This is a genomic window from Arthrobacter sp. Z1-15 (genome assembly GCF_054792395.1).
In genome coordinates, this window is the sequence record NZ_CP096454.1 from 2716846 (window position 1) to 2735700 (window position 18855).

Genomic DNA, 18855 nt, shown 5'->3' on the forward strand with positions numbered 1-18855 from the left:
TCCGGTTCCGTTCGTGGGGCTCATTCGTGGGGCTCAGTGGGTGGGGTGCAGAGCGCGGTCCGCCGCTCGGGCAGCCGATCCGCCGGCGGCGGGGAGCCCGGACTGCGCGGCCTGCGCATCAGTCCGCGCGTCGGTCCGTTCGTCGGTCCGTCCGTCGCTCCGTTCGTCGGTCCGGTAGTGCGCGCCCACGGATTCGGTGCGCCGGGCCGCTGCCGCCAGGAGCTGCCCGGCGCAGGTGAGCAGGTTTGCGTCCTCCGCCGTTCTGCGGTCCGTTGCAGGGGCAGAGATTTCCTGCTGCCACCGGGCCACGCACGCGGCAGCCGCACTCAGTCCGCCGCCGCTGCGAAGGATTCCGGCATGCCTGGACATCAGGTCCTGCAGGGCCGCACGGCTGAACGGTACCGCGGTCTCCTCCCCCGCACCGCCGGTCGGCGCCGCCGGCGGGCAGGCAGCGGCGGCCTGCGGACCCGGCCTCCCGGGGGCCGCAGGAAACCCTTCGGTCCGGCCGTCCGCCGCGGCGGCTGATCCCGCCCGGGCGCCAAACACCAGGCCCTCCAGCAAAGAATTCGAGGCCAGGCGGTTTGCCCCGTGCACCCCGGTGCAGGCACATTCCCCGGCGGCGTACAGCCCGGGAACCGAGGTGCGGCCCCGGAGATCCGTCGACACCCCTCCCATCCAGTAATGCGCGGCCGGGACCACGGGCAGCAGGTCACGCTCCCAGTCCAAGCCGTGGCTCCGGGTCAGCGCGTCCAGGGCCGGAAACCGCCGGGCCAGATATCCCGGTCCCCGCTCAGCGGCAATGCCTGTGGCATCCAGCCAGGCGCGGGATTCGCCGCTCTCCCGGAGGTAGGCGCTCACGGCCCGGGACACGACGTCGCGCGGAGCCAGCTCGGCATCGGGGTGGACCGCTGTCAGGAACCGGCTGCCGGCGGCGCTGCGCAGTACGGCTCCCTCCCCGCGCACCGCTTCGGAGATCAGCGGGTTTCCCGGCACATCGAGGGACGTCGGATGGAACTGGAAGAACTCCAAATCCCGCACTGCGGCTCCGACCCGAACCGCCAGCGCCACGCCGTCACCGGTTGCCGAGTCCGGATTGGTGGTGTGTGCGTACAGGGCCCCGGCTCCTCCGGCAGCGAGAATCACCGCATCGGCCGCCAGGTTCCCGGCCCGTCCCCGCCGCAGCAGACGCACCCCGGTAATCCGGCCCTGCTCCTGCAGCAGCCCGGTGGCAACGGCCGGTTCCAGAATGGTGATCCGCGGTTCCGCTGCCGCAGCCCGCAGCAGGACAGCGGCGATCCCCGCGCCGGTGGCGTCTCCGTTAACGTGCAGGATGCGGCGGGCCGAGTGTGCCGCCTCCCTGCCCAGCGCCGGCGCACCGGCCGGTCCGCGGTCAAAGGGCGTACCCAGGCGCAGCAGATGCTTGATCTGCCCGCCGGCCGCCGCGCACATCACGCGCACCGCTTCGGCGTCGGCCCTGCCGGCCCCGGCAGCCAGCGTGTCCGCGACATGTGCCTGCACGGTGTCTCCGGGCGCCGCCGAACCGGGCACCACGGCAGCAATCCCGCCCTGCGCGAGCCAGGTGTTGGTTTGCTCCACCCCGTCCTTGGCAAGCACCGCCACGGTAACCCCCGGATCAGCCTGGACCGCACCCAGCGCGGCCGCAAGGCCTGCGATCCCGCTGCCGACGACGACGATCAAGGGTGCGCCGCCAGCATCCGTTCCAGCGCGGTCCGGGCCGGCACGGCGACGTCCGCGGGAACCGTGATCCGGTTCAGCACTTCTCCCCTCACCAGTCCTTCCAGGACCCAGGCCAGATAGCCGGGGTGGATCCGGTACATGGTGGAACAGGGGCAGATCACGGGGTCCAGGCAGAAGATCCTGTGCTGCGGATACTGCGCGGCCAGGCGGTTGACCATGTTGATTTCGGTACCCACCGCAAAGGTGCTGCCGGGCGGGGCCGCGGCAACGGCCTTGAGGATGTAGTCCGTGGAGCCTGCTTCATCGGCGGCGTCCACCACGGGCATGGGGCATTCAGGATGCACAATCACCCGTACATCCGGGAAATCCGCGCGCGCCTTGGCGATCTGCGCCACGGTGAAGCGTTTGTGGACGGAGCAGAAGCCGTTCCACAGCAGCACCCTGGCTTCCTGCAGTTCGGCGGCCGTGTTGCCGCCCATCGGCAGGCGCGGATTCCACAGCGGCATCGCTTCCAGGGGGACCCCCATGGCCTTGGCCGTGTTCCGGCCCAGATGCTGGTCGGGAAAGAACAGCACCCGCCGGCCGCGTTCAAAGGCCCACTCCAGAACCGCGGCGGCGTTCGAGGAGGTGCAGACAATCCCTCCGTTTTCCCCGCAGAACCCCTTCAGCGCGGCTGAGGAATTCATGTAGGTGACCGGAATGACCGGCAGCAGGCCGTCGTCGTCCGGCTCCGAGCCAAAAAGCCCAGTGAGCTGGTCCCAGCACGCCGCCACCGAATCGATGTCCGCCATGTCCGCCATCGAGCAGCCCGCAGCAAGGTTTGGCAGCACCACGGCCTGGTCCGGGCCGGAGAGCAGGTCTGCGGTTTCGGCCATGAAGTGGACGCCGCAGAAGATGATGGCTTCGGCGTCGGGCTTCGCTTTGGCCGCCTTCGCCAGCTGAAAGGAATCGCCGACAAAGTCGGCGTAGCGGATGACCTCATCACGCTGGTAGAAGTGGCCCAGGATCACCGCCCGGTCGCCGAGCCTTTCCTTGGCGGCGAGGATCCGCGCATTCAGCTCGGCATCGGAGGCCAGCCGGTATTCCTCCGGGAGGCCGCCCTGCCGCGGGGTGGACCGCGGCGCGGGATCATGCATGGACGCGCCGGGCCCGTAGTCCGGCAGCGGGACGCCGTCGAATTCCCAGGGCGGGAGCACCAGGTCCGGCGCGCAGGTCGCCGTGGACGTCTGCCCGCGTGCTGCCTCCCCGGCCGTGATCAGCGCAACCGAAGCGGCGACGCTGGGAGACGGGATTCCGGGTTCTTGCCTCATGATTCACTGCTTTCGTTGCTGCCGGCGGGATGGGACTGGGGTGTTGCTCCGGTGTACCGATAGAGGCGCGGAGGCCGGTGCCGGCCGCCCTGCACGTAGTCGTCCGTCGCCTCGATGTCGGGGGCCGAGCGCAGCTGGCGGCGGAAGTTGGCGGGTTCGAGCTCCCGCCCGAGCACCGCTTCATAGACCTCACGCAGCTGGGCCAGCGTAAAGGTCCGCCCCAGGAAGGCGTAGGCAATGGAGCCGTACTCCATCCGGTTCCGGAGGCGCCAGAGGGCGTATTCCACGATCTCGTTGTGGTCAAAGGCCAGGTCCCCGGGGCGTTCGGCCGGAAACCACGCCACGTTTTCGTCCCGGGGCCTCAGGGCGGCCTCATCGGGCTGGACAAGGGCCCAATACACAATGGAGACCACCCGGGGCGACGGCGACCGGCCGGTCCCGCCGAAGGCGTACAGCTGCTCCAGGTACTGGGGGGCCAAACCGGTGGTCTGCGCGAGGTTGCCGGCGGCGGCTTCCTGCAGGGATTCCTGTGCTCCGAAGGGCCCGCCCGGCAATGCCCATAATCCTCCGAAGGGTTCACGGACGCGCCGCACCAGAGGCAGCCACACCGCCGGCCGCCCGGTGCCGGGGTCCGGGCGGAGCGCGAAGATCACGGTGGAGATGGCGAGCGAGGGAGGCTGCCGGGCGCGTTCTGAGACGTTGCCGTTCCCGTAGACATTGTGCTGGTGAACCACGTGGGTGTTGTCCGTCTCTCTCCGGCCCGGCTGCGTCCGCGGACGCGGAGCGAGTAAAAGTCAGGATGACTCTAACTCATATCGGCGGAAATACTGCGGTCTGCGTCACATTCGGCCGCGGCGGAGTTACAAGGCGGCCCGGACCGGGGGTTCTACCCGCAGCGGATTATTCGGAGGCGGCCTGAAGCAGCGGCAGGGTCCGGCCCTCAAAATGAGTGTTGAGCACAATCACCGAGGATGACCGCACAATGGTGCGGGTGGCAACCATGTCATCTATGACGCGCTGCAGGTCGGAGTTGGACCGGGCGGCCACCCGTGCCAGCAGGTCACTTTCACCCGAGACGGTGTGGACTTCCTGGATTTCGGGGATCTCTTCCAGTGCCCGGACGACGGCGGCGTGCCCGGCATCCTGGCTGATCGTCAGGGAACAGTAGGCCACCACCCCGTACCCCAGGGCGGCAGGGTCCACCCTCGGACCCCAGCCCGAGATGACCCCCAGCCGCTGCATCCGGTCGAGCCGCGCCTGAACCGTGGCACGCGCCACCTGAAGTGTGCGCGATGCCTCCAGCACCGACATCCGGGGTTCGTCGGTGAACAGTGCAATGATGCGGGCATCCAGAGCGTCGGTAGCCATTTTTAACCTCTCCTGCACAGCACCCAGCTGTGCAAACTGTAAGCATTCTGACATTAACGCTCTACATTCCTTCTAGTCGGCACCCGCGGCATAGGATGGATAGGCCACTTCATGGCAATCCCCCAACTTCAAAGGCGCCATTTCCATGACCACCCGAACGTCCGCAGCCGGTTCTTCCGGATCAGGCACCCCGCTTCCGGCGGCACCGCCCAACGTGCGGAAGATGCGCCCCCGCCATCTGGTGTTCATGAGCCTGGGCAGCGCCATCGGCACCGGGCTTTTTGTCGGCTCCGGAGCCGGCATCCAGGCCGCCGGACCGGCAGTCCTGCTGTCCTTCCTTATTGCGGGCACCATGGTCATCCTGGTCATGAGGATGATGGGCGAGATGGCTGCCGCGGATCCCAGCAGCGGCGCCTTCTCCGTATATGCGGAGAAAGCGCTGGGCCGGCCGGCGGGCACCACCATCGGATGGCTGTGGTGGCTGCAGCTCGTCATCGTTATTGCAGCCGAGGCCACTGCTGCGGCAGCCATTGTTGCTTCCATGTGGCCCGGCTCCGAGCAGTGGGTGCTGGCTTTGGCCTTCATGACCCTGTTCACGGCCATCAATCTGGGAGGGGTGGCGAGCTTCGGCGAGTTCGAGTACTGGTTCGCCCTGCTGAAGGTGCTCGCCATCGTGGCGTTCCTGGGCATCGGCATCGCGTTCATCGCCGGCTGGCTGCCCAACGTTCCGGCCCCCGGCCTGAGCAACCTCACCGGCAACGGGGGCTTTATGCCCCACGGCTGGAGCGGGGTCGGCGCCGGGCTGCTGCTGGTGGTCTTTGCTTTCGGCGGCACCGAGATCGTCGCCGTCGCCGCCGCCGACACCGAGAACCCCGAGACCAACATCGCCAAAGCCATCAGCTCAGTGGTGTGGCGCATCCTGGTCTTGTTCATTGGTTCGGTACTGGTGATTGTCACCATCCTGCCGTGGGACAGCGAAGCCCTCAGCACCGGCCCCTTTGTTGCGGCGCTGGCCGCCGCCCGGGTTCCCGGCGCCGACACCGTCATGGCCGTAGTCATAGTTGTGGCACTGCTGTCGGCGCTGAACGCCAACCTGTACGGGGCATCCCGGATGGTCTTCTCGCTGGCCGAGCGGGGCCGGGCACCCCGGTCCCTGGGACACAAAAGCACCAACGGGGTACCCCGCGCGGCGGTGGCTGCCTCCGTCGCGTTCGGGTTCCTGGCCGTGGTGCTGAACTACTTGTACCCGGAGAAGGTCCTGATGCTTCTGCTGAACCTGGTGGGGTCCACCTGCCTGGTGGTGTGGGGCGTGTCGATCGTTTCGCAGATCATCCTGCGCCGCCGCGCCGAGGCCGCCGGCAGGGAGCTCACCTTCAAGATGTGGGCCTTCCCCTGGCTGTCCTACTTCGCCCTGGCACTGCTGGCCGGCATCGTGGTGCTCGGGTTCCTGGATTCGGCGGTGCGTATCCAGCTGGTGGCGACACTGGCCCTGACCTGCGTGCTGGGCACGGCAGCGTGGCTGCTGGACCGCCGGACGTCACGCCCCGGGCAGCTCGACTAAAACCGGGCGGCTCGGCCAGAGCCGGGCGGCCGGATCACTGTTGCTTAGCCGGTCACTGTTGCGTATCCGGGATTTTCCCTGTTTTCTGTTTCCGGATCAGGGTGCGCGTGCGCCCGGCTTCAGGACGTCTTTTTATCGGCCGCTTTTACCGATCCCGGTTTCGGGACGTTGGGCTTTCCGGGTTTTCCTGCTCCAGGCTTTTTGCCTTGCGCCCGGGTTTTATCCGGGTTTTATCCGGGTTTTCCTGCCCGCCCGCGGTCCACTCAGGAAATAAATAAACTTTTTGCATTATTAGGCACCAAAAGCGGCCCCTTTGTCCTGCGAAATTACAGCCGGTTTTCGGGGGAAGACTCCAGCGGGCCAGCCCCAATAAAATCCGCCGGGTTTTTTTCAGGCAAATACGAGGCCGGGGCCCGGACAACCCGCCAGCCCTCGGGGCTTCCACAGGTATTCCGGGCCCCGGCGCTGCAGTGGGCCCGCCGGCTCTGCTGATCCCGCCGGCGGCCTCAGCAACCCGCCGGGGCTACTGGCCCTTGCGCTTCTTGGGAATCAGCTCGTTTTCGCTGGAATTCTTGGCTCTTTTTTCTGCCCGCTTGTCCTTGATGGACTTGCCCGGCTTCTTCTCGTTTGAACCCTGTGGGGATTTACCTGACAATTTAGGCTCCTCTTAAAGAAACAACATCGATGACTCATGACCATACCCCGTAAAAAAATAAAAGCCAGTCCCGGCCCAAAAACATAAAATTTCCTCCCCGCCCGCCCCCTTGGCACCTTCAGCCCCGCTCCCTCCGGGAGCCGCGCACAAGGCGGGAAACGGAGTGCACTGCCGACACCCTGCGTGCGCCGGTTGAGCGGGTCGCCGGATTCGACGTACCGTGTCTTTCAGGTGACCCGGAAGACGGGGTTGCCCCGGACGTCGACAGCGTCGTCTTCGGGATCCAGCGAGTATTGGAGTATCGACGTGGCACAACCCGCTCTCCCCCTGCCCGAGCTCGATGAAGGCGGCACCGCCGCGCCGGACGGGGAGTAGGCCATGGAACTCAGGACCCGCACCGTCGAGGGCACCGATCCCCGGTTGTTCGCAGAGATCATTCAGCCCGAGGGCGGCCGCTCCGCCTCCCGGCCGGTGCTCCTGCTCCACGGCTTCGCCTCCTCGTCCCGCTTGAACTGGCACGATTCGGGCTGGGTCGGCGCGCTGACCGCCGCCGGCCGCACTGTACTTACCGTGGATCTGCCCGGCCACGGGAGGAGCGCCGCACCCGAGGACCTGGACGCCTACCGGCCCAGCCGGATCCGTGCTGACCTGCTGCAGCTGCTGATGGACGCCGGAGTGCTTCCGCTGGCCGCGGACAATCCCGAAAGCGGCGTGGACCTTATCGGTTATTCGCTGGGCTCCCGACTGGCGTGGGAGTTTGGAGCAACGCAGCCGGAGCTGGTGCACCGCTTGGCCCTCGGCGGCGGGCCCGGAACCGACGACCCGCTGGCCGCGTTCGATCTGGACGCAGCCCGGGCGAACCTCGCCGGGACCGGGGAGATAACCGACGGCACCACTGCCGAGCTGCTGCGCATGGCCTCGCTTGTGCCCGGCAACAACCTGCCGGTCCTGCTGTCCATGGTTGAGGCTGTCCGGCAGGAGCCGTTTGTTCCTGCCGAGGCGGTGCCGGCCGTGCCGGTGCTGCTGGTTGCCGGAGACCTGGACACCTTTGCGGCCGGCAACGCGGAACTGGCCGAGCTGTCCGGACAGGCGGAGCTGCTCCGGCTCCCGGGCAGGACGCACGTCAATGCCGTCACCTCCCGTGCCTTCAAGCAGGCCGCCGTCAGCTTCCTCGGGTAGCGCCCGTACCGGGGCCGGAGCCCACAGCACCAGGACACCCCCCGGCGCACCTCCTGGTGAGAAGGCACATATTACGTCTTGGTAAAGGCGACTCAGCCTGCAGGGAAGTGCCGGTGCCTCAGGATATGGTGGGAAGGTGAGCAGCGTAGGACCAAATTAATCAGGCTGCTGATTAATTTGGATTTACTGCGCTGCTCCTGCGTCCGGTGGTTAGCAACAGACCCGGACCCCTGCCCGTTTCCTGTTTTTCGACACACCCTCTAGGGAGGACACCCGTGGATGTACTCCTTGGGAACCGATACCGGACCACCGAGCTCATCGGCACGGGCGGCGCTGCCTCCGTTTACCGCGCAGTGGATCAGAACCTTGGCCGCGAAGTGGCGGTCAAGCTGTTCCGGCCCAACGTCAGCGACGACGACGAGAACCGCCGCCAGCAGACTGAAACCCTCCTGCTGGCTACGCTGAACCACCCCGGCCTGGTCACTCTGCTGGACGCCGGCGTGATGCAGGACGACGACGGACCTGCCTCCACCTTCCTGGTCATGGAGCTTGTTGACGGCCCCGACCTGCGCCGGACACTGAAGTCGGGACCCCTGGGACCCACTGCCACTGCTTCGCTGGGGGCAGACCTCGCCGATGCCCTGAACTATGTGCACTCCAACGGAGTGATCCACCGCGACGTCAAGCCCGCGAACATCCTCCTGTACCCGCAGGCGGAGAACGATACCCGCCTGTACCCCAAGCTCACCGACTTCGGCATCGCACGCATGACCGAGGCAACTATCGCAACGGCCCACGGCGCCACCATTGGGACCGCCAACTACCTGAGCCCGGAACAGGCGCTGGGCGGAGCCGTCGATCCAAGGACCGACATCTATTCCCTCGGTCTGGTACTCCTTGAATGCCTCACCGGAGAAAAAGCCTTCCCCGGCCCGATCGTGGAGTCCGCCGTCGCCCGCCTGGTCCGTGATCCCGAGGTGCCCGCAGACCTCGGCTCCGACTGGGTGGAGCTGCTGCGCGCCATGACCGCCCGCACCGTCGAAGCCCGTCCCGATGCTCACGAGGCCGCCGCTGCGCTGCGTTCACTCGGATTGGAGGCGGAGGCGCCGGTGCTCCCTGCCCCCGGTGCCGAGTCGGGCCCGGACGACGCCGTGACGGGCGGAGTCACGACCGGCAACATCTACATCCCGCTGCCGCCCTCACACGCTCCGAGCCTGGGCTAGGGCTCTCCGACAGAGGCCCCCACACACAAAGAAGCCCGGACCGGGTGTTTCCGGTCCGGGCTTCTTTGTGTTCTGAGCCTGCTACTTGGATCCGCCCTCGGCGGATTCCTGGTCTTCTTCGGGCTCGAAGTTCGACGGTTCATCAGTGGACGCCGCGGCCACGCCGTCCTTGGTGTCGGGAATGGTGCCCTCGGGCCCCGTGGTGTTTTCGCCGTCCTTGGAGTGGTCCTCGTTGGCGTTCTTTTCGCTGCCCATGGTGGGTCTCCTCATCCGCTGCGGCTCCGCCGAATACTCCGGCGCTTGACTCGATACTAAGCCACCTGAGCGCCGACCCGACAGCCGGGCCGGCCGCAGGGGCCGTCTGTTCAGCTCCGCCCGCGGCGGGCAGCCACTGCCCACCGGACGCAGAGGCTCAGGATGAGCAGCATGACCGCCGCTCCCACCGGCACGAGGAACGCCGCCTGGTGGCCGGAGCTGTCGGCGAGGCGGCCGGCCAGTGCCGCGCCTATGGCGGTACCGGTGACTACTCCGCTGGCGAGCATCGTCATGACCGTTCCCATCAGATGCCGGGGAGCAACAACGGCTCCCATGCCGAAGATGCTGACCATGGTCGGCCCCAGGGGAATGCCCATGATGAAGAGCGCCACCAGCATGGTGGGAATGTCGGCGGGGAAAAGCAGGAGCACGGAGAAGGCTGCCATGGCCGCGGCCGAGACCGTCCAGCGCGCAGCGGGCGTAAAGCGCTCCGGCCAGAACGCAACGGACAGAGCCGCCGCCGCGGAGCTGATGCCCATAACGGCATACAGCAGACCGGCTGCGGAGGACACGTTGAAGACCCCGCCGAACGCGGTGAGGCTCGTCTGCGTGCCGCCGAAGAAGGTTCCCATGGCCACCATGCCCAGGACAGGCAGGGCGATCAGCAGCCAGTCGGCACGGGGGCGGACGACATCCTGCTCGGCCGGCATCCCGGCCTTTGCGGCGTCTGTGTCTCGTGCTGCACGGGCAGCCCGTGCGGCCCTGGCGGGCACGACAACCCTGACGGTCGGATGCACGGCGAATGCGCTGACCATGCTCAGCGTCAGGACGGCGGCGAGGGCCAGCGGCAGCCAGGGTGCGACGGCGGCGGCCAGCAGACCGACCAGCGCCGGCCCCAGCACGAAGCTGAGTTCGTCCGCGGTGCTCTCAAAGGACATCGCGGTGTCCAGGTCGCGGGCGCCGGCAGAGTCCCCGGACTGTTTGCGCTCGGTCATCGACATCCACCGGACGCGGGCCAGTGGACCCACCTGGGGGCAGGTGGCCCCCATCAGGAAAGCTGCGGCGAGCGCCGCGTAGGGAGTGGCTGCGTCGGGCAGCTGAAAGGCCATGTACAGGGTCAGTGCGATGGCCAGCGGGTTGACGACGGCGGTGGTCAGCAGCACGGGGCGCTGGCCGATCCGGTCGGCCATGTATCCGAGCACCGGCGCCCCCAGGGCCGAACCGATTCCGACGGCTCCGGCGGCCAGGCCGCCGGTGGCATAGGAGCCGGTGACGCTGGTGACCAGCGTCAGAGCTCCCACTGTCAGCATTGCCAGGGGAAGACGGGCCAGGAAAGCAATCGGGACAAAGCCGCGGCCGGCGAGGGAGAAGATGCGGGCGTACCGTCCGCCGGTTGCTGCCGCGGAGGTGTCCTGCGGTTCGGCGGGCCGGCGGTTGGTGGCGGGCTCGTCCGGAGAAAGCTCAGTGGACGGCGATTGCGCCGGGGCGGAGCTGTCCGGAGCGGGGTTCCGGGAGGTTGAAGGGGCAGAGGGAATATTGCTCAATGCGGTTCCAGACGTGTTTCAACGCGCATCGTCCCCCCTCCCGATGCGCCCGACCCGGCTACCCCGCTACTCTATCCGATTCCGGGCCCCCGCCGCAGTGATGTTCCTTGCACTGTCCGCCGGCCGGCGCTGCCGGCCGGCGGTGGTTCCGAACCTACTCGCTGTCGCGCGTGGTCTGTTCCGCGAGGGTGTCCCAGAATGAGGTATCGGCGGAACGGATTGACCCGTCCGCAATGGCCCTTGCGGTTGCATCCAGCGTGGTGACGGTCTGTTTGATCAGATATCCGTTGCTCTTCTGGCCCAGGACGGCGGAGGGATTGGTGTTGTCCGACATGCCGCGCATCTCGAAGAGCAGCGTGGAGATTCCGTACTCGACCGCAATCCCGTTGCGGCTGATCGTTTCAGCGGACCCTCCGACGTACCGTCCGAGATGCCCCCAGCCGGTCGGGTCGACGGCACCGAACACCACTGCGCCCAACTGCTTGGAGCCCTCGACCACGGCCGGATCCGCATTGGGCGTTGTCGGATAGAGGATCGATCCGGACACCAGCCGGCCGTCGCGTTCGCTTTGGGTGCCCTGGTGGTGCAGGTCAATCATGTAGTCGACGCTGTACGCCTGCAGGACGTTCCGGTGCAGCGCCTGGGTTTCCGGCTGGAGTTTGGCCACATGGTCGCGGTTCAGGTCCGTGCCGGTCGCGTTGGCCCGGGTCAGGGTCCGGCCGCCGTCTGCGATGTAGCCGTCCAGGGGAAAGTCGACATCGCCCATCGCGCCGTCGGGATTGAGCATGGGGACAACCAAGATGTTCACTCCGTCCAACACCCCTTTGGTTTTGCCGGTGCCGAGGTGCTTGATGAATTCCAGCGCCCCCTCGGTGGTCAGCTGCTCATTGCCGTGCTGCTGGGTCAGGTAGAGGATCGTGGGATTGTCCGGGTTGGTGATGTACTTCGCGAGATACAGGTCCCGGCCCTTGACGGACTGGCCGATGACTTCCAGCTCCAGCGCCGCTTGACGGGCGTCCTGTTTTTGAAGCTCCGCAACGACTTCGTCATAGGTCCGCAGGATCGAGGTGTTGATGGTCTCGTTCCCGCCGTAGTTGGGCCCCTCTCCGACAGCATAGGCGGGGGCTGCCGCTGTCCCGGTTGCCAGCAGCACGGCAAGCGAGAGTGCTGCGATGGATTTGGGTGTCCTCATGGTCGGTCTCCTCCAGGGGTGGCGTGTAACTGGTGTGAACGAAGTGAAACCCGACTACTTGCATGTGTCAATCTTCCCGCCCGCAGTCTTTTCTTCTGAAGTCCCCTCCTGTATAAGCCGTGTAACCCGCCCGTCAGACGCCCACCGGATCGCCGGCGGAGAACCGCACCGAGGACCCGTTGCGTCCCTTGGTGATCTGCAGCTGCGCCCCGATGCGCTGTTTCATCTCGGCCACATGGCTGACGAGGCCGACGACCCGGCCGCCGTCGCGGAGCCCTTCCAATGCGTCCATGACCTGCTCCAGTGATGTCTCGTCCAGGCTTCCAAAGCCTTCATCAACAAAGAGCGTTTCGATGCTGACTCCGCCTGCCTCCTGCTGGACGACGTCGGCCAGGCCCAGTGCCAGTGCCAGCGACGCCATGAACCCCTCTCCGCCGGAGAGCGTGGAGGTGTCGCGGTGCTGGCCCGTCCAGGCATCGGTCACGTGCAGGCCAAGGCCCGCCTTCCTGTTGCCGGACGTGGAATCGCTGTGCACCAGGGCATACCGGCCCCCTGTCATGGCCGACAGCCGTTCGGTAGCCGCTGCCGCCACCTGCTCCAGGCGCGCGGCCAGTACGTAGGTGCTCAGAGTCATCTTGTAGCCGTTCTCCCCCAGCCCGCGGGCAGTCTCGGTGACCGAGCGGAGCAGCTCATGGCGCTGCTCCAGCGGGCGGATGCGTTCGGCTGCCTCGGCCAGCTCCTGTCCGTAGGACTGCAGGGCACGGGCGGAGGCTTCCAGGAGGCCCAGCTGCACGGAACACTGCGTGAGTTTCGTCTGGGCTGCCGACGCCGCATCGGAGGCAAGCACCAGGTCTTCCTCCTCGGGGACGGGAAGCGGTTCGCCCCGTCCGTCCAGGGTTGCCGCCGACTCCTCGCTCTCGCGGCGCAGCGCAAGCCGCTGCCCTTCCTGCTCATATTCCGCCACGGTGAGCTTGTATGCTGCGGCCGTCCCGGCGTCCAGCAGGGCCTCCTGCAGCGCCTGGCGGGTCTCAAATTCCGAACCGGCCAGCTGTGCCGAAAGGTCCCGGTGCGCTTCTGCCGCGTTCTCCCGCACTCCCGCCAGGTCCCCCAGTGCACGCTGCGCCGCTGCCACCAGCGTGCGGAGACCGGCGAGGCAGTCAACCCGTTCCGCCAGCGAGGCGAAGCCGTCCCGTGCTGCCTCAACCCGTCCGCTGAGATCGGCAATCCGGCGCTCCGCCGAGACGCACTGTTCGTCGGCCTGTGCGGCGGCAACCAGGGCAGCCGACTCCTCCTCGGCCAGCTGCTCGAGCCTGAGGGACAGTTCCGAACAGCGGGCCAGTGCCTCTCCGAGTTCCCGGCCGGCCTCTGTTGCCAGGTCCAGGGCCGCGGCCGCTGCGGCTTCCGCCGCGCCGGCAGTTTCTGGATCTCCGTCACCGCCCTGGATCCGCAGCTCCGCCAGCCGGCGGTTTGCTGCCTCCGACTGTTCACGGGCAGCTTCATATTCCTGCTCGGCTTCCGCGGTGAGCAGCCGGGCCCGGTCCTCGTCCTGCTTCGTGACGGCGCTCTCGCCGTCGGGCAGGACAGCGGGGGCAGGGTGTTCGGCGCTGCCGCAGACAGGGCAGCCCTGCCCGTCCTCAAGCCGCCCGGCCAGCTCGGCGGCAGCCTGTTCCAGCCGGAGCTGGAGTTTCTCCTGCCATTCCTGGCGCCGGTCCTGGTAGGTTCCGCGCCGGTCGGCAGCGGTTGCCGCAGCGGCTTCCGCGTCCCGGACCGCCACGGCGTACTCCCCGATGGCCCGGGTCAGGGCGCGTGCCCGGTCCAGCTCTTCCGCTGCCGCTTCCCGGCGCGATGCCCGCTCCCGCAGGGATTCCAGATCCCGGGCGAGTTTCGCCTCTTCGGTACGGAGCAGGGCGGCTGCGGATCCTGCGGCCGCCGCGGCGGAACGCCGGCTGCGGGCGCGCTCGGCGGCGGAGGCAAGTTCCTCCTCGAGCTCGCTGATGCGTTTTTCCTCAGCGAGTACGGCTTCGGCTGCTCCCAGCTCGGTGGTGAGGCTGGTGTCTGCGGCAGCCAGGGCTGAGGCAACAGCGCGCTCTTCTTCCTGCTGCCCCTCCGATCCGCCGTCACCTGCGGTCTCAGCAACCCCGGCAAGGCCGTAGGCCTCAGCCCGCGGATGGGCAGCCAGCTTCGCGCGGGCCTGCCCTGCGGCCTCTTCCCGGAGCCGGAGCTTGGCGTCGGCAGTGTCTGCAGCCCGGACGTACCCGGCCAGCGCCTCCGCCTGGCTGTGCCGCGCCAGGGCAGCGCGCAGGGGTGTGATCTCCGGCAGACGCTGTGCGTGGGCCTGCTCGTCGCGTTCGAGCTGCTGCCGGGCGATGCCGCGGGCGCGGCGGTGTTCAAGATCCTGCCGGGCGGCCTCCGCTTCCGCCAGGGCGGCAGCCAGCGCCGTGCGTTCTTCGCGGGCAGCGGCGGTCCGAGCCGTCAGCGTGCGGCGGAATTCCTCCACAGCTGCGGTGTCGGCGGCCGTCCCGCTGCCCTCCGCGGGCTCCCCCTCCGCAGCTTCGGCATCGTCCCCGCCGTCCGGGTCACCTTCAGCCCAGCGCTGCATCTCGTCCCGGGCCCGGCGCAGCACATGCTCCGCTTCGCCCCGGGCGTCCTGCAGCTCGCGGGACGCCACGGCGAGATCCTCCTTGAGCTGGTCCTCGATCTCTTCGAACCTGGTGGTGCCGAAGAGCTTCTGCAGCAGCTCGGCCCGGGTTTTCGCGTCAGCCCGCAGGAAGGCGGCGAAATCACCCTGGGGCAGCATGACCACGCGGGTGAACTGTTCCTTGTCCATGCCCATGAGGGCCAGGATCTCCGCGCCTGCTTCATCGTTGCGGGCGGATTTTGTTACCCATTCCCCGTTCACAAGCTCACGCAGGGTGGTGTGCGCCTGTTCGAGCACCGTTTTGCCGATGCCGCGTTTGGCCGGCCGGTCCCACGCCGGGCTGCGCACCACTTCGAGGCGGCGCTCCCCGGAACTGAATTCCAGCAGTACTTCAGGGGCCGTGTCCGGTGCCGCGTGGTCGCTGCGCAGCCGCTTCGCCGACTGCCGGGCACCCGGAACGCCGCCGTACAGGGCATAGCAGATGGCATCGAGGATGCTGGTTTTGCCGGCGCCGGTGGGCCCGTTCAGAAGGAAAAGACCATGGGCACCGAGCTCGTCAAAGTCGATGATTTGCCGGTCGGCAAAGGGACCGAAGGCCTGGATTTCGAGCCGGTGGATCCTCACTGGGCCGCCTCCGCAGACTGGACTTTGCTCAGGACATCGGCAAACAGCTGTTTCTCCTGCTCGTCGGCCTGCCGGGACCGCACGTGGTCCAGGAAGCCGCAGCAGATCTCCAGGTCGTCAGTGGCCTTGGCCAGCCGCTGGCTGTAGGTCTGGCCGGCGGCCCGCGGCCCCGAGGCCGGTTCGAAGGTCAGGACGAGGGTGTCGGGAAAACGGCTGCGCACCGCTTCCATGGCCTTGGCCGGGCGCTCGTCATCCGTCAGCGTCACCTGGCAGTAGGCGGTTTCGGCCTCCGCCAGTGCCGGGTCCGCGAGCAGTTCGGCCAGTGGGCCCCGAAGGACCGCAAGCCGGCGGGGTGCCGGCCACAGGACCGGATCCACCGACACCAGCCCTTCGCCGTCGAATTCCACCAGCAGCCCGCCCTTATCCTGGCGCGCTTCGGAGAAGGAATACGGCAGCGGAGATCCGCTGTACCGAACCGAACGGCTCAGCTCCTGCCGGCCGTGCAGATGGCCCAGCGCGGTATAGGCGAAGCCGTCAAAGAGATCCAGCGGAACCGCGCCCACTCCCCCGACGGTCAGGTCCCGCTCGCTGTCCGAGGTGATCCCGCCGCTGGCAAACACATGGGCCATGGCCACGGGCTGCACCGGGCGGCCCGCTTCGCTCCGGTGCTGCACATCCGCGGTGATCCTGCGGACTGCTTCGGCCACGACAGCGGCATGGTGCGGGACATCGACGCCGAGCTCCGGGGCGGCCAGCCGGGGTTCCAGGTACGGAATGCCGTACACGGCCACGGGCGTTCCGCCCGTTTCAAGCAGGACCGGTTCCGCGATTTCGCTGATCCGGGTCCTCAGGAACACGCCGCCGCGTTCAAAGATGCGGCTGCCGAAGCCCAGCCGGGCCGCCGAATCGTGGTTTCCGCTGGAAAGGATGACCTTGGCTCCCGCGGCCGTAATTCTCTCCAGCGCCGAATCCAGCAGACGGACGACGTCGACTCCCGGCAGTGCGCGGTCGTACACATCGCCCGCGATCAGGACGGCGTCCACTTCCCGGCGGCGGACCGTCTCCACGAGCCGGTCGATGAACTGCTGCTGGGCGCTGAGCATCCCCACGCCGTGGAAGGAGCGGCCCAAATGCCAATCGGAGGTGTGCAGTATTCGCATACTCCTAAAGCTACCTTCCGGCACGGACACTCCCCGGCCACCGCCGGCATGACAACGCCCACCCCCTTCTGCGGCGGAGGCCGCAGAAGGGGGTGGGCGCGTGTCGGTGGTGCCGGTTGTTAGACCGTGCCGGACGGCTTGCCGCCGCCGGTCTCGTCGTCCCCGTCGAAGAAGCCGCGGGCTTCGTCGTCGCGGCGAGTGTCGGCGGTGCGCGCCGGGGCTCCCGGCCGCTCGGCGGCCGGCCCGGTGGCCGAACCCGCAGCGGGAGCGGCAGCCTTGGCGGTCTCCGCGTCAGCGTTCAGGTCTTCGGCGCCCTCGGCGGCACCTGCGTCCACATCCGCTTCTGAATCTGAATCTAACTCGTCCCCGGCTGCTGCATCAGCAGCGCTGAGGTCGATGCTGCGGTAGATCAGGCCCGTTATCAGCGCACCGAGGACGGGAGCGGCCCAGAACAGCCAGAGCTGCTCCAGGGCAGTGCTCTCGGCGAAGAAGGCAACAGCACTGGAGCGTGCGGGGTTGAGCGAGCCCCCGGTGATCGGAGCCAGGAAGGTCAGCAGGATGGCATAGGTCACGCCTACGGCAAAGGCAGCGCCGGCCAAAGCCCTGCGCCCGGACGTTGCGCCGAGGAACACCGCGGTGAGCAGCACGGCACCGATGACTTCGCTCAGCAGTCCGCTGGCCAGCGGGAACTGGCCGCCGGACTGCTCGCCGTAACCGTTGGACAGGGCGGTGAAGACCATGCGGGTATCAGCGAGCTGGGGCACACCCTGGATCACGACCCACAGGATGGCGACGGCCAGGACGGCACCGATGAACTGCGCGACGATGTAGACCGGGAGGGCCTTCCACGCGGTGCGGCCGGCTGCGGCGCTGGCAATGCTGATGGCCGGGTTGAAGTGCCCGCCGGAGACGTAGCCGAAGGCCACCATGGCTGCGGCAGCGGCAAGGCCAACACCCATCGGGGAAGAGACACTGCCTGTGGCGCTGAAGAAGGCCAGGCCGACACCGACGAAGACCAGGAAGAACGCTCCCACGGCCTCTGCGGCGCTGCGTCCCACCAGCCCGTAGGTGTGCAGGCGCTTTCGGGGTGCGGTTCCTGCGGCGGGGTGCGCTGCACGCGCACCGCCTGCGGAAATGGGCTCGGCATTCATTCGCAAAAAGTGTCCTCTTTCTAGGTGTTGTGGCACGGCGGCGTTCCCTGCAGGGAACCCCGCCGCAGGCCCGAAGCGGTACGTCATGCGTCGGGCAAACTCACCCAGCTTGCCATTGGAGGCTGGGAAGATACTGAAGACTCGCCCTGCCGGGGAGGCTCGATATGCTGGAGCGGTGAGCCTTAACCCTGAAAATCCGCCTGCAGCAGACCCGTCTCCGCAGGAAAACGACCCATTCCCCCATCTTCCCCGCCAGGGACAGGCAGGAAAAGTGTTTGGTGCCCTGCTGGGCGGGGCATTGGGAGATGCCCTTGGATACGCCGTCGAATTCTCCGGCCTGGCGGACATCCGGCACAGCCACGGAGCGCGCGGGCTTTCGTCCCTGACGGACCTGCCCGCGCCTGTTCCGTTCTCCGATGACACGCAGATGACGCTGTACACGCTCGACGGACTGCTCGAGGCCCTGGAGTGGGCCAACGCCGGGGTTGGCGCGGATGAGACAGCCTGCCTCTGGCTTGCCTACCTGCGCTGGCTGAAAACACAGGGCGTCCCGCTGGATCCCGGGGCGCCGAATCCTCCGCTGCGCTGGATCGACGGGCAGAGCGTGCTGCACCACCGGCGTGCTCCCGGAAACGCCTGCCTCTCGGGATTGTCCGGACCGGACATGGGAACCAAATACCGCCCCGTCAACCCCGAGTCCAAGGGATGCGGAACTGTCATGCGCTCGGCTCCCTTTGGCCTGCTGCCGTATATGGAGCCGGAGATGGTGTACCGGCTCAGCGAAGATGCCGCCGCCCTGACGCACGGGCATCCCTCGGCCCTGCACAGCGCCGCCGTGTTCAGCGTGCTGATCCATGACCTGCTGCCGCCGGAGGCGTCACTTCAGGAGGCAGCTGACGCCGCGGTGGTCCGGGCGCAGGAGAGCGGAGTGCCGGAGCTGGCGGCCCGTCTGGCCGCCGCCGTCGACCTGGGCCGTTCCGGGCCCGTCTCCCCCGAAGCGCTGACCGCGGCCCTGGGCGAGGGATGGGTTGCCGAAGAAGCCCTGGCCATCGGCCTGTACGCTGCGCTGGCAACCTCCGGCGCGGCCACCCCGCAGGAGCATTTCAGGGCAGCCGCGGCCCTGGCCGTAAACCACGACGGCGACAGCGATTCCACCGGATCGATCACGGGAAACATAGTGGGCACGCTGCACGGCGCCGCGGCCCTCCCCGGCGACTGGCTGGACGTGCTGGAGGGCCGGGAGGTCATCGAGGAAATGGCGCGCCGCTTCCTCGCTGCCACCGGCGCCTAGCTGTCC

Annotated in this window: 15 protein-coding genes; 4 read left to right on the forward strand and 11 right to left on the reverse strand. The window is 67.8% G+C overall.

The window, feature by feature from the left end; all coding sequences use genetic code 11:
• Positions 1 to 33: 33 nt before the first annotated feature.
• From nadB to M1D40_RS12390, 4 genes are all read right to left on the reverse strand, one after another.
• Positions 34 to 1698, reverse strand: coding sequence for an L-aspartate oxidase (nadB, locus tag M1D40_RS12375; protein ID WP_461169013.1), 1665 nt, complete (start codon positions 1696 to 1698; stop codon positions 34 to 36).
• Complete coding sequence (nadA, locus tag M1D40_RS12380) at positions 1695 to 3008, reverse strand: quinolinate synthase NadA (RefSeq protein ID WP_461169014.1); 1314 nt, start codon at positions 3006 to 3008, stop codon at positions 1695 to 1697. The genes nadB and nadA overlap by 4 nt, the downstream gene beginning before the upstream one ends.
• The gene (locus M1D40_RS12385) at positions 3005 to 3742 is read right to left on the reverse strand and encodes an NUDIX hydrolase (protein ID WP_461169015.1); all 738 of its coding nucleotides are present in this window, start codon (positions 3740 to 3742) and stop codon (positions 3005 to 3007) included. The genes nadA and M1D40_RS12385 overlap by 4 nt, the downstream gene beginning before the upstream one ends.
• A 166-nt stretch (positions 3743 to 3908) precedes the next feature.
• Complete coding sequence (locus tag M1D40_RS12390; protein WP_341393688.1) at positions 3909 to 4376, reverse strand: Lrp/AsnC family transcriptional regulator; 468 nt, start codon at positions 4374 to 4376, stop codon at positions 3909 to 3911.
• Between the two features lie 145 nt (positions 4377 to 4521).
• Between M1D40_RS12390 and M1D40_RS12395 the strand changes: the two genes are divergently transcribed.
• A complete protein-coding gene (locus tag M1D40_RS12395) occupies positions 4522 to 5937 on the forward strand; it encodes an amino acid permease (RefSeq protein WP_461169016.1) in 1416 nt (471 codons plus the stop codon).
• A 523-nt stretch (positions 5938 to 6460) separates the two neighbouring features.
• Here M1D40_RS12395 and M1D40_RS12400 read toward each other — a convergent pair.
• On the reverse strand, positions 6461 to 6592 hold the full coding sequence (locus M1D40_RS12400) for a hypothetical protein (protein ID WP_341393686.1): 132 nt from the start codon (positions 6590 to 6592) through the stop codon (positions 6461 to 6463).
• A gap of 378 nt (positions 6593 to 6970) precedes the next feature.
• Here M1D40_RS12400 and M1D40_RS12405 point away from each other — a divergent pair, with 378 nt between their 5' ends.
• Complete coding sequence (locus tag M1D40_RS12405; protein WP_461169017.1) at positions 6971 to 7771, forward strand: alpha/beta fold hydrolase; 801 nt, start codon at positions 6971 to 6973, stop codon at positions 7769 to 7771.
• A gap of 275 nt (positions 7772 to 8046) precedes the next feature.
• Complete coding sequence (locus tag M1D40_RS12410) at positions 8047 to 8994, forward strand: serine/threonine-protein kinase (protein WP_461169018.1); 948 nt, start codon at positions 8047 to 8049, stop codon at positions 8992 to 8994.
• Between the two features lie 81 nt (positions 8995 to 9075).
• Here M1D40_RS12410 and M1D40_RS12415 read toward each other — a convergent pair whose 3' ends face one another.
• The 6 genes from M1D40_RS12415 to M1D40_RS12440 form a co-directional block, all read right to left on the reverse strand.
• Positions 9076 to 9249, reverse strand: a complete 174-nt coding sequence (locus M1D40_RS12415; RefSeq protein WP_341393683.1) for a hypothetical protein — start codon at positions 9247 to 9249, stop codon at positions 9076 to 9078.
• A 110-nt stretch (positions 9250 to 9359) separates the two neighbouring features.
• Complete coding sequence (locus M1D40_RS12420) at positions 9360 to 10793, reverse strand: MFS transporter (protein WP_461169019.1); 1434 nt, start codon at positions 10791 to 10793, stop codon at positions 9360 to 9362.
• 154 nt (positions 10794 to 10947) lie between these two features.
• Entirely contained in the window at positions 10948 to 11985 is a 1038-nt protein-coding gene (locus tag M1D40_RS12425) for a M14 family zinc carboxypeptidase (RefSeq protein ID WP_341393681.1), read from the reverse strand.
• 133 nt (positions 11986 to 12118) lie between these two features.
• A complete protein-coding gene (locus tag M1D40_RS12430) occupies positions 12119 to 15247 on the reverse strand; it encodes an AAA family ATPase (protein ID WP_461169020.1) in 3129 nt (1042 codons plus the stop codon).
• A complete protein-coding gene (locus tag M1D40_RS12435; RefSeq protein ID WP_461169021.1) occupies positions 15244 to 16407 on the reverse strand; it encodes an exonuclease SbcCD subunit D in 1164 nt (387 codons plus the stop codon). The genes M1D40_RS12430 and M1D40_RS12435 overlap by 4 nt, the downstream gene beginning before the upstream one ends.
• Before the next feature lie 119 nt (positions 16408 to 16526).
• Complete coding sequence (locus M1D40_RS12440; protein WP_461169022.1) at positions 16527 to 17558, reverse strand: aquaporin; 1032 nt, start codon at positions 17556 to 17558, stop codon at positions 16527 to 16529.
• 175 nt (positions 17559 to 17733) lie between these two features.
• On the opposite strand from M1D40_RS12440, the gene M1D40_RS12445 reads away from it, so the two are divergent.
• The gene (locus M1D40_RS12445) at positions 17734 to 18849 is read left to right on the forward strand and encodes an ADP-ribosylglycohydrolase family protein (protein WP_461169023.1); all 1116 of its coding nucleotides are present in this window, start codon (positions 17734 to 17736) and stop codon (positions 18847 to 18849) included.
• Positions 18850 to 18855: the final 6 nt, after the last annotated feature.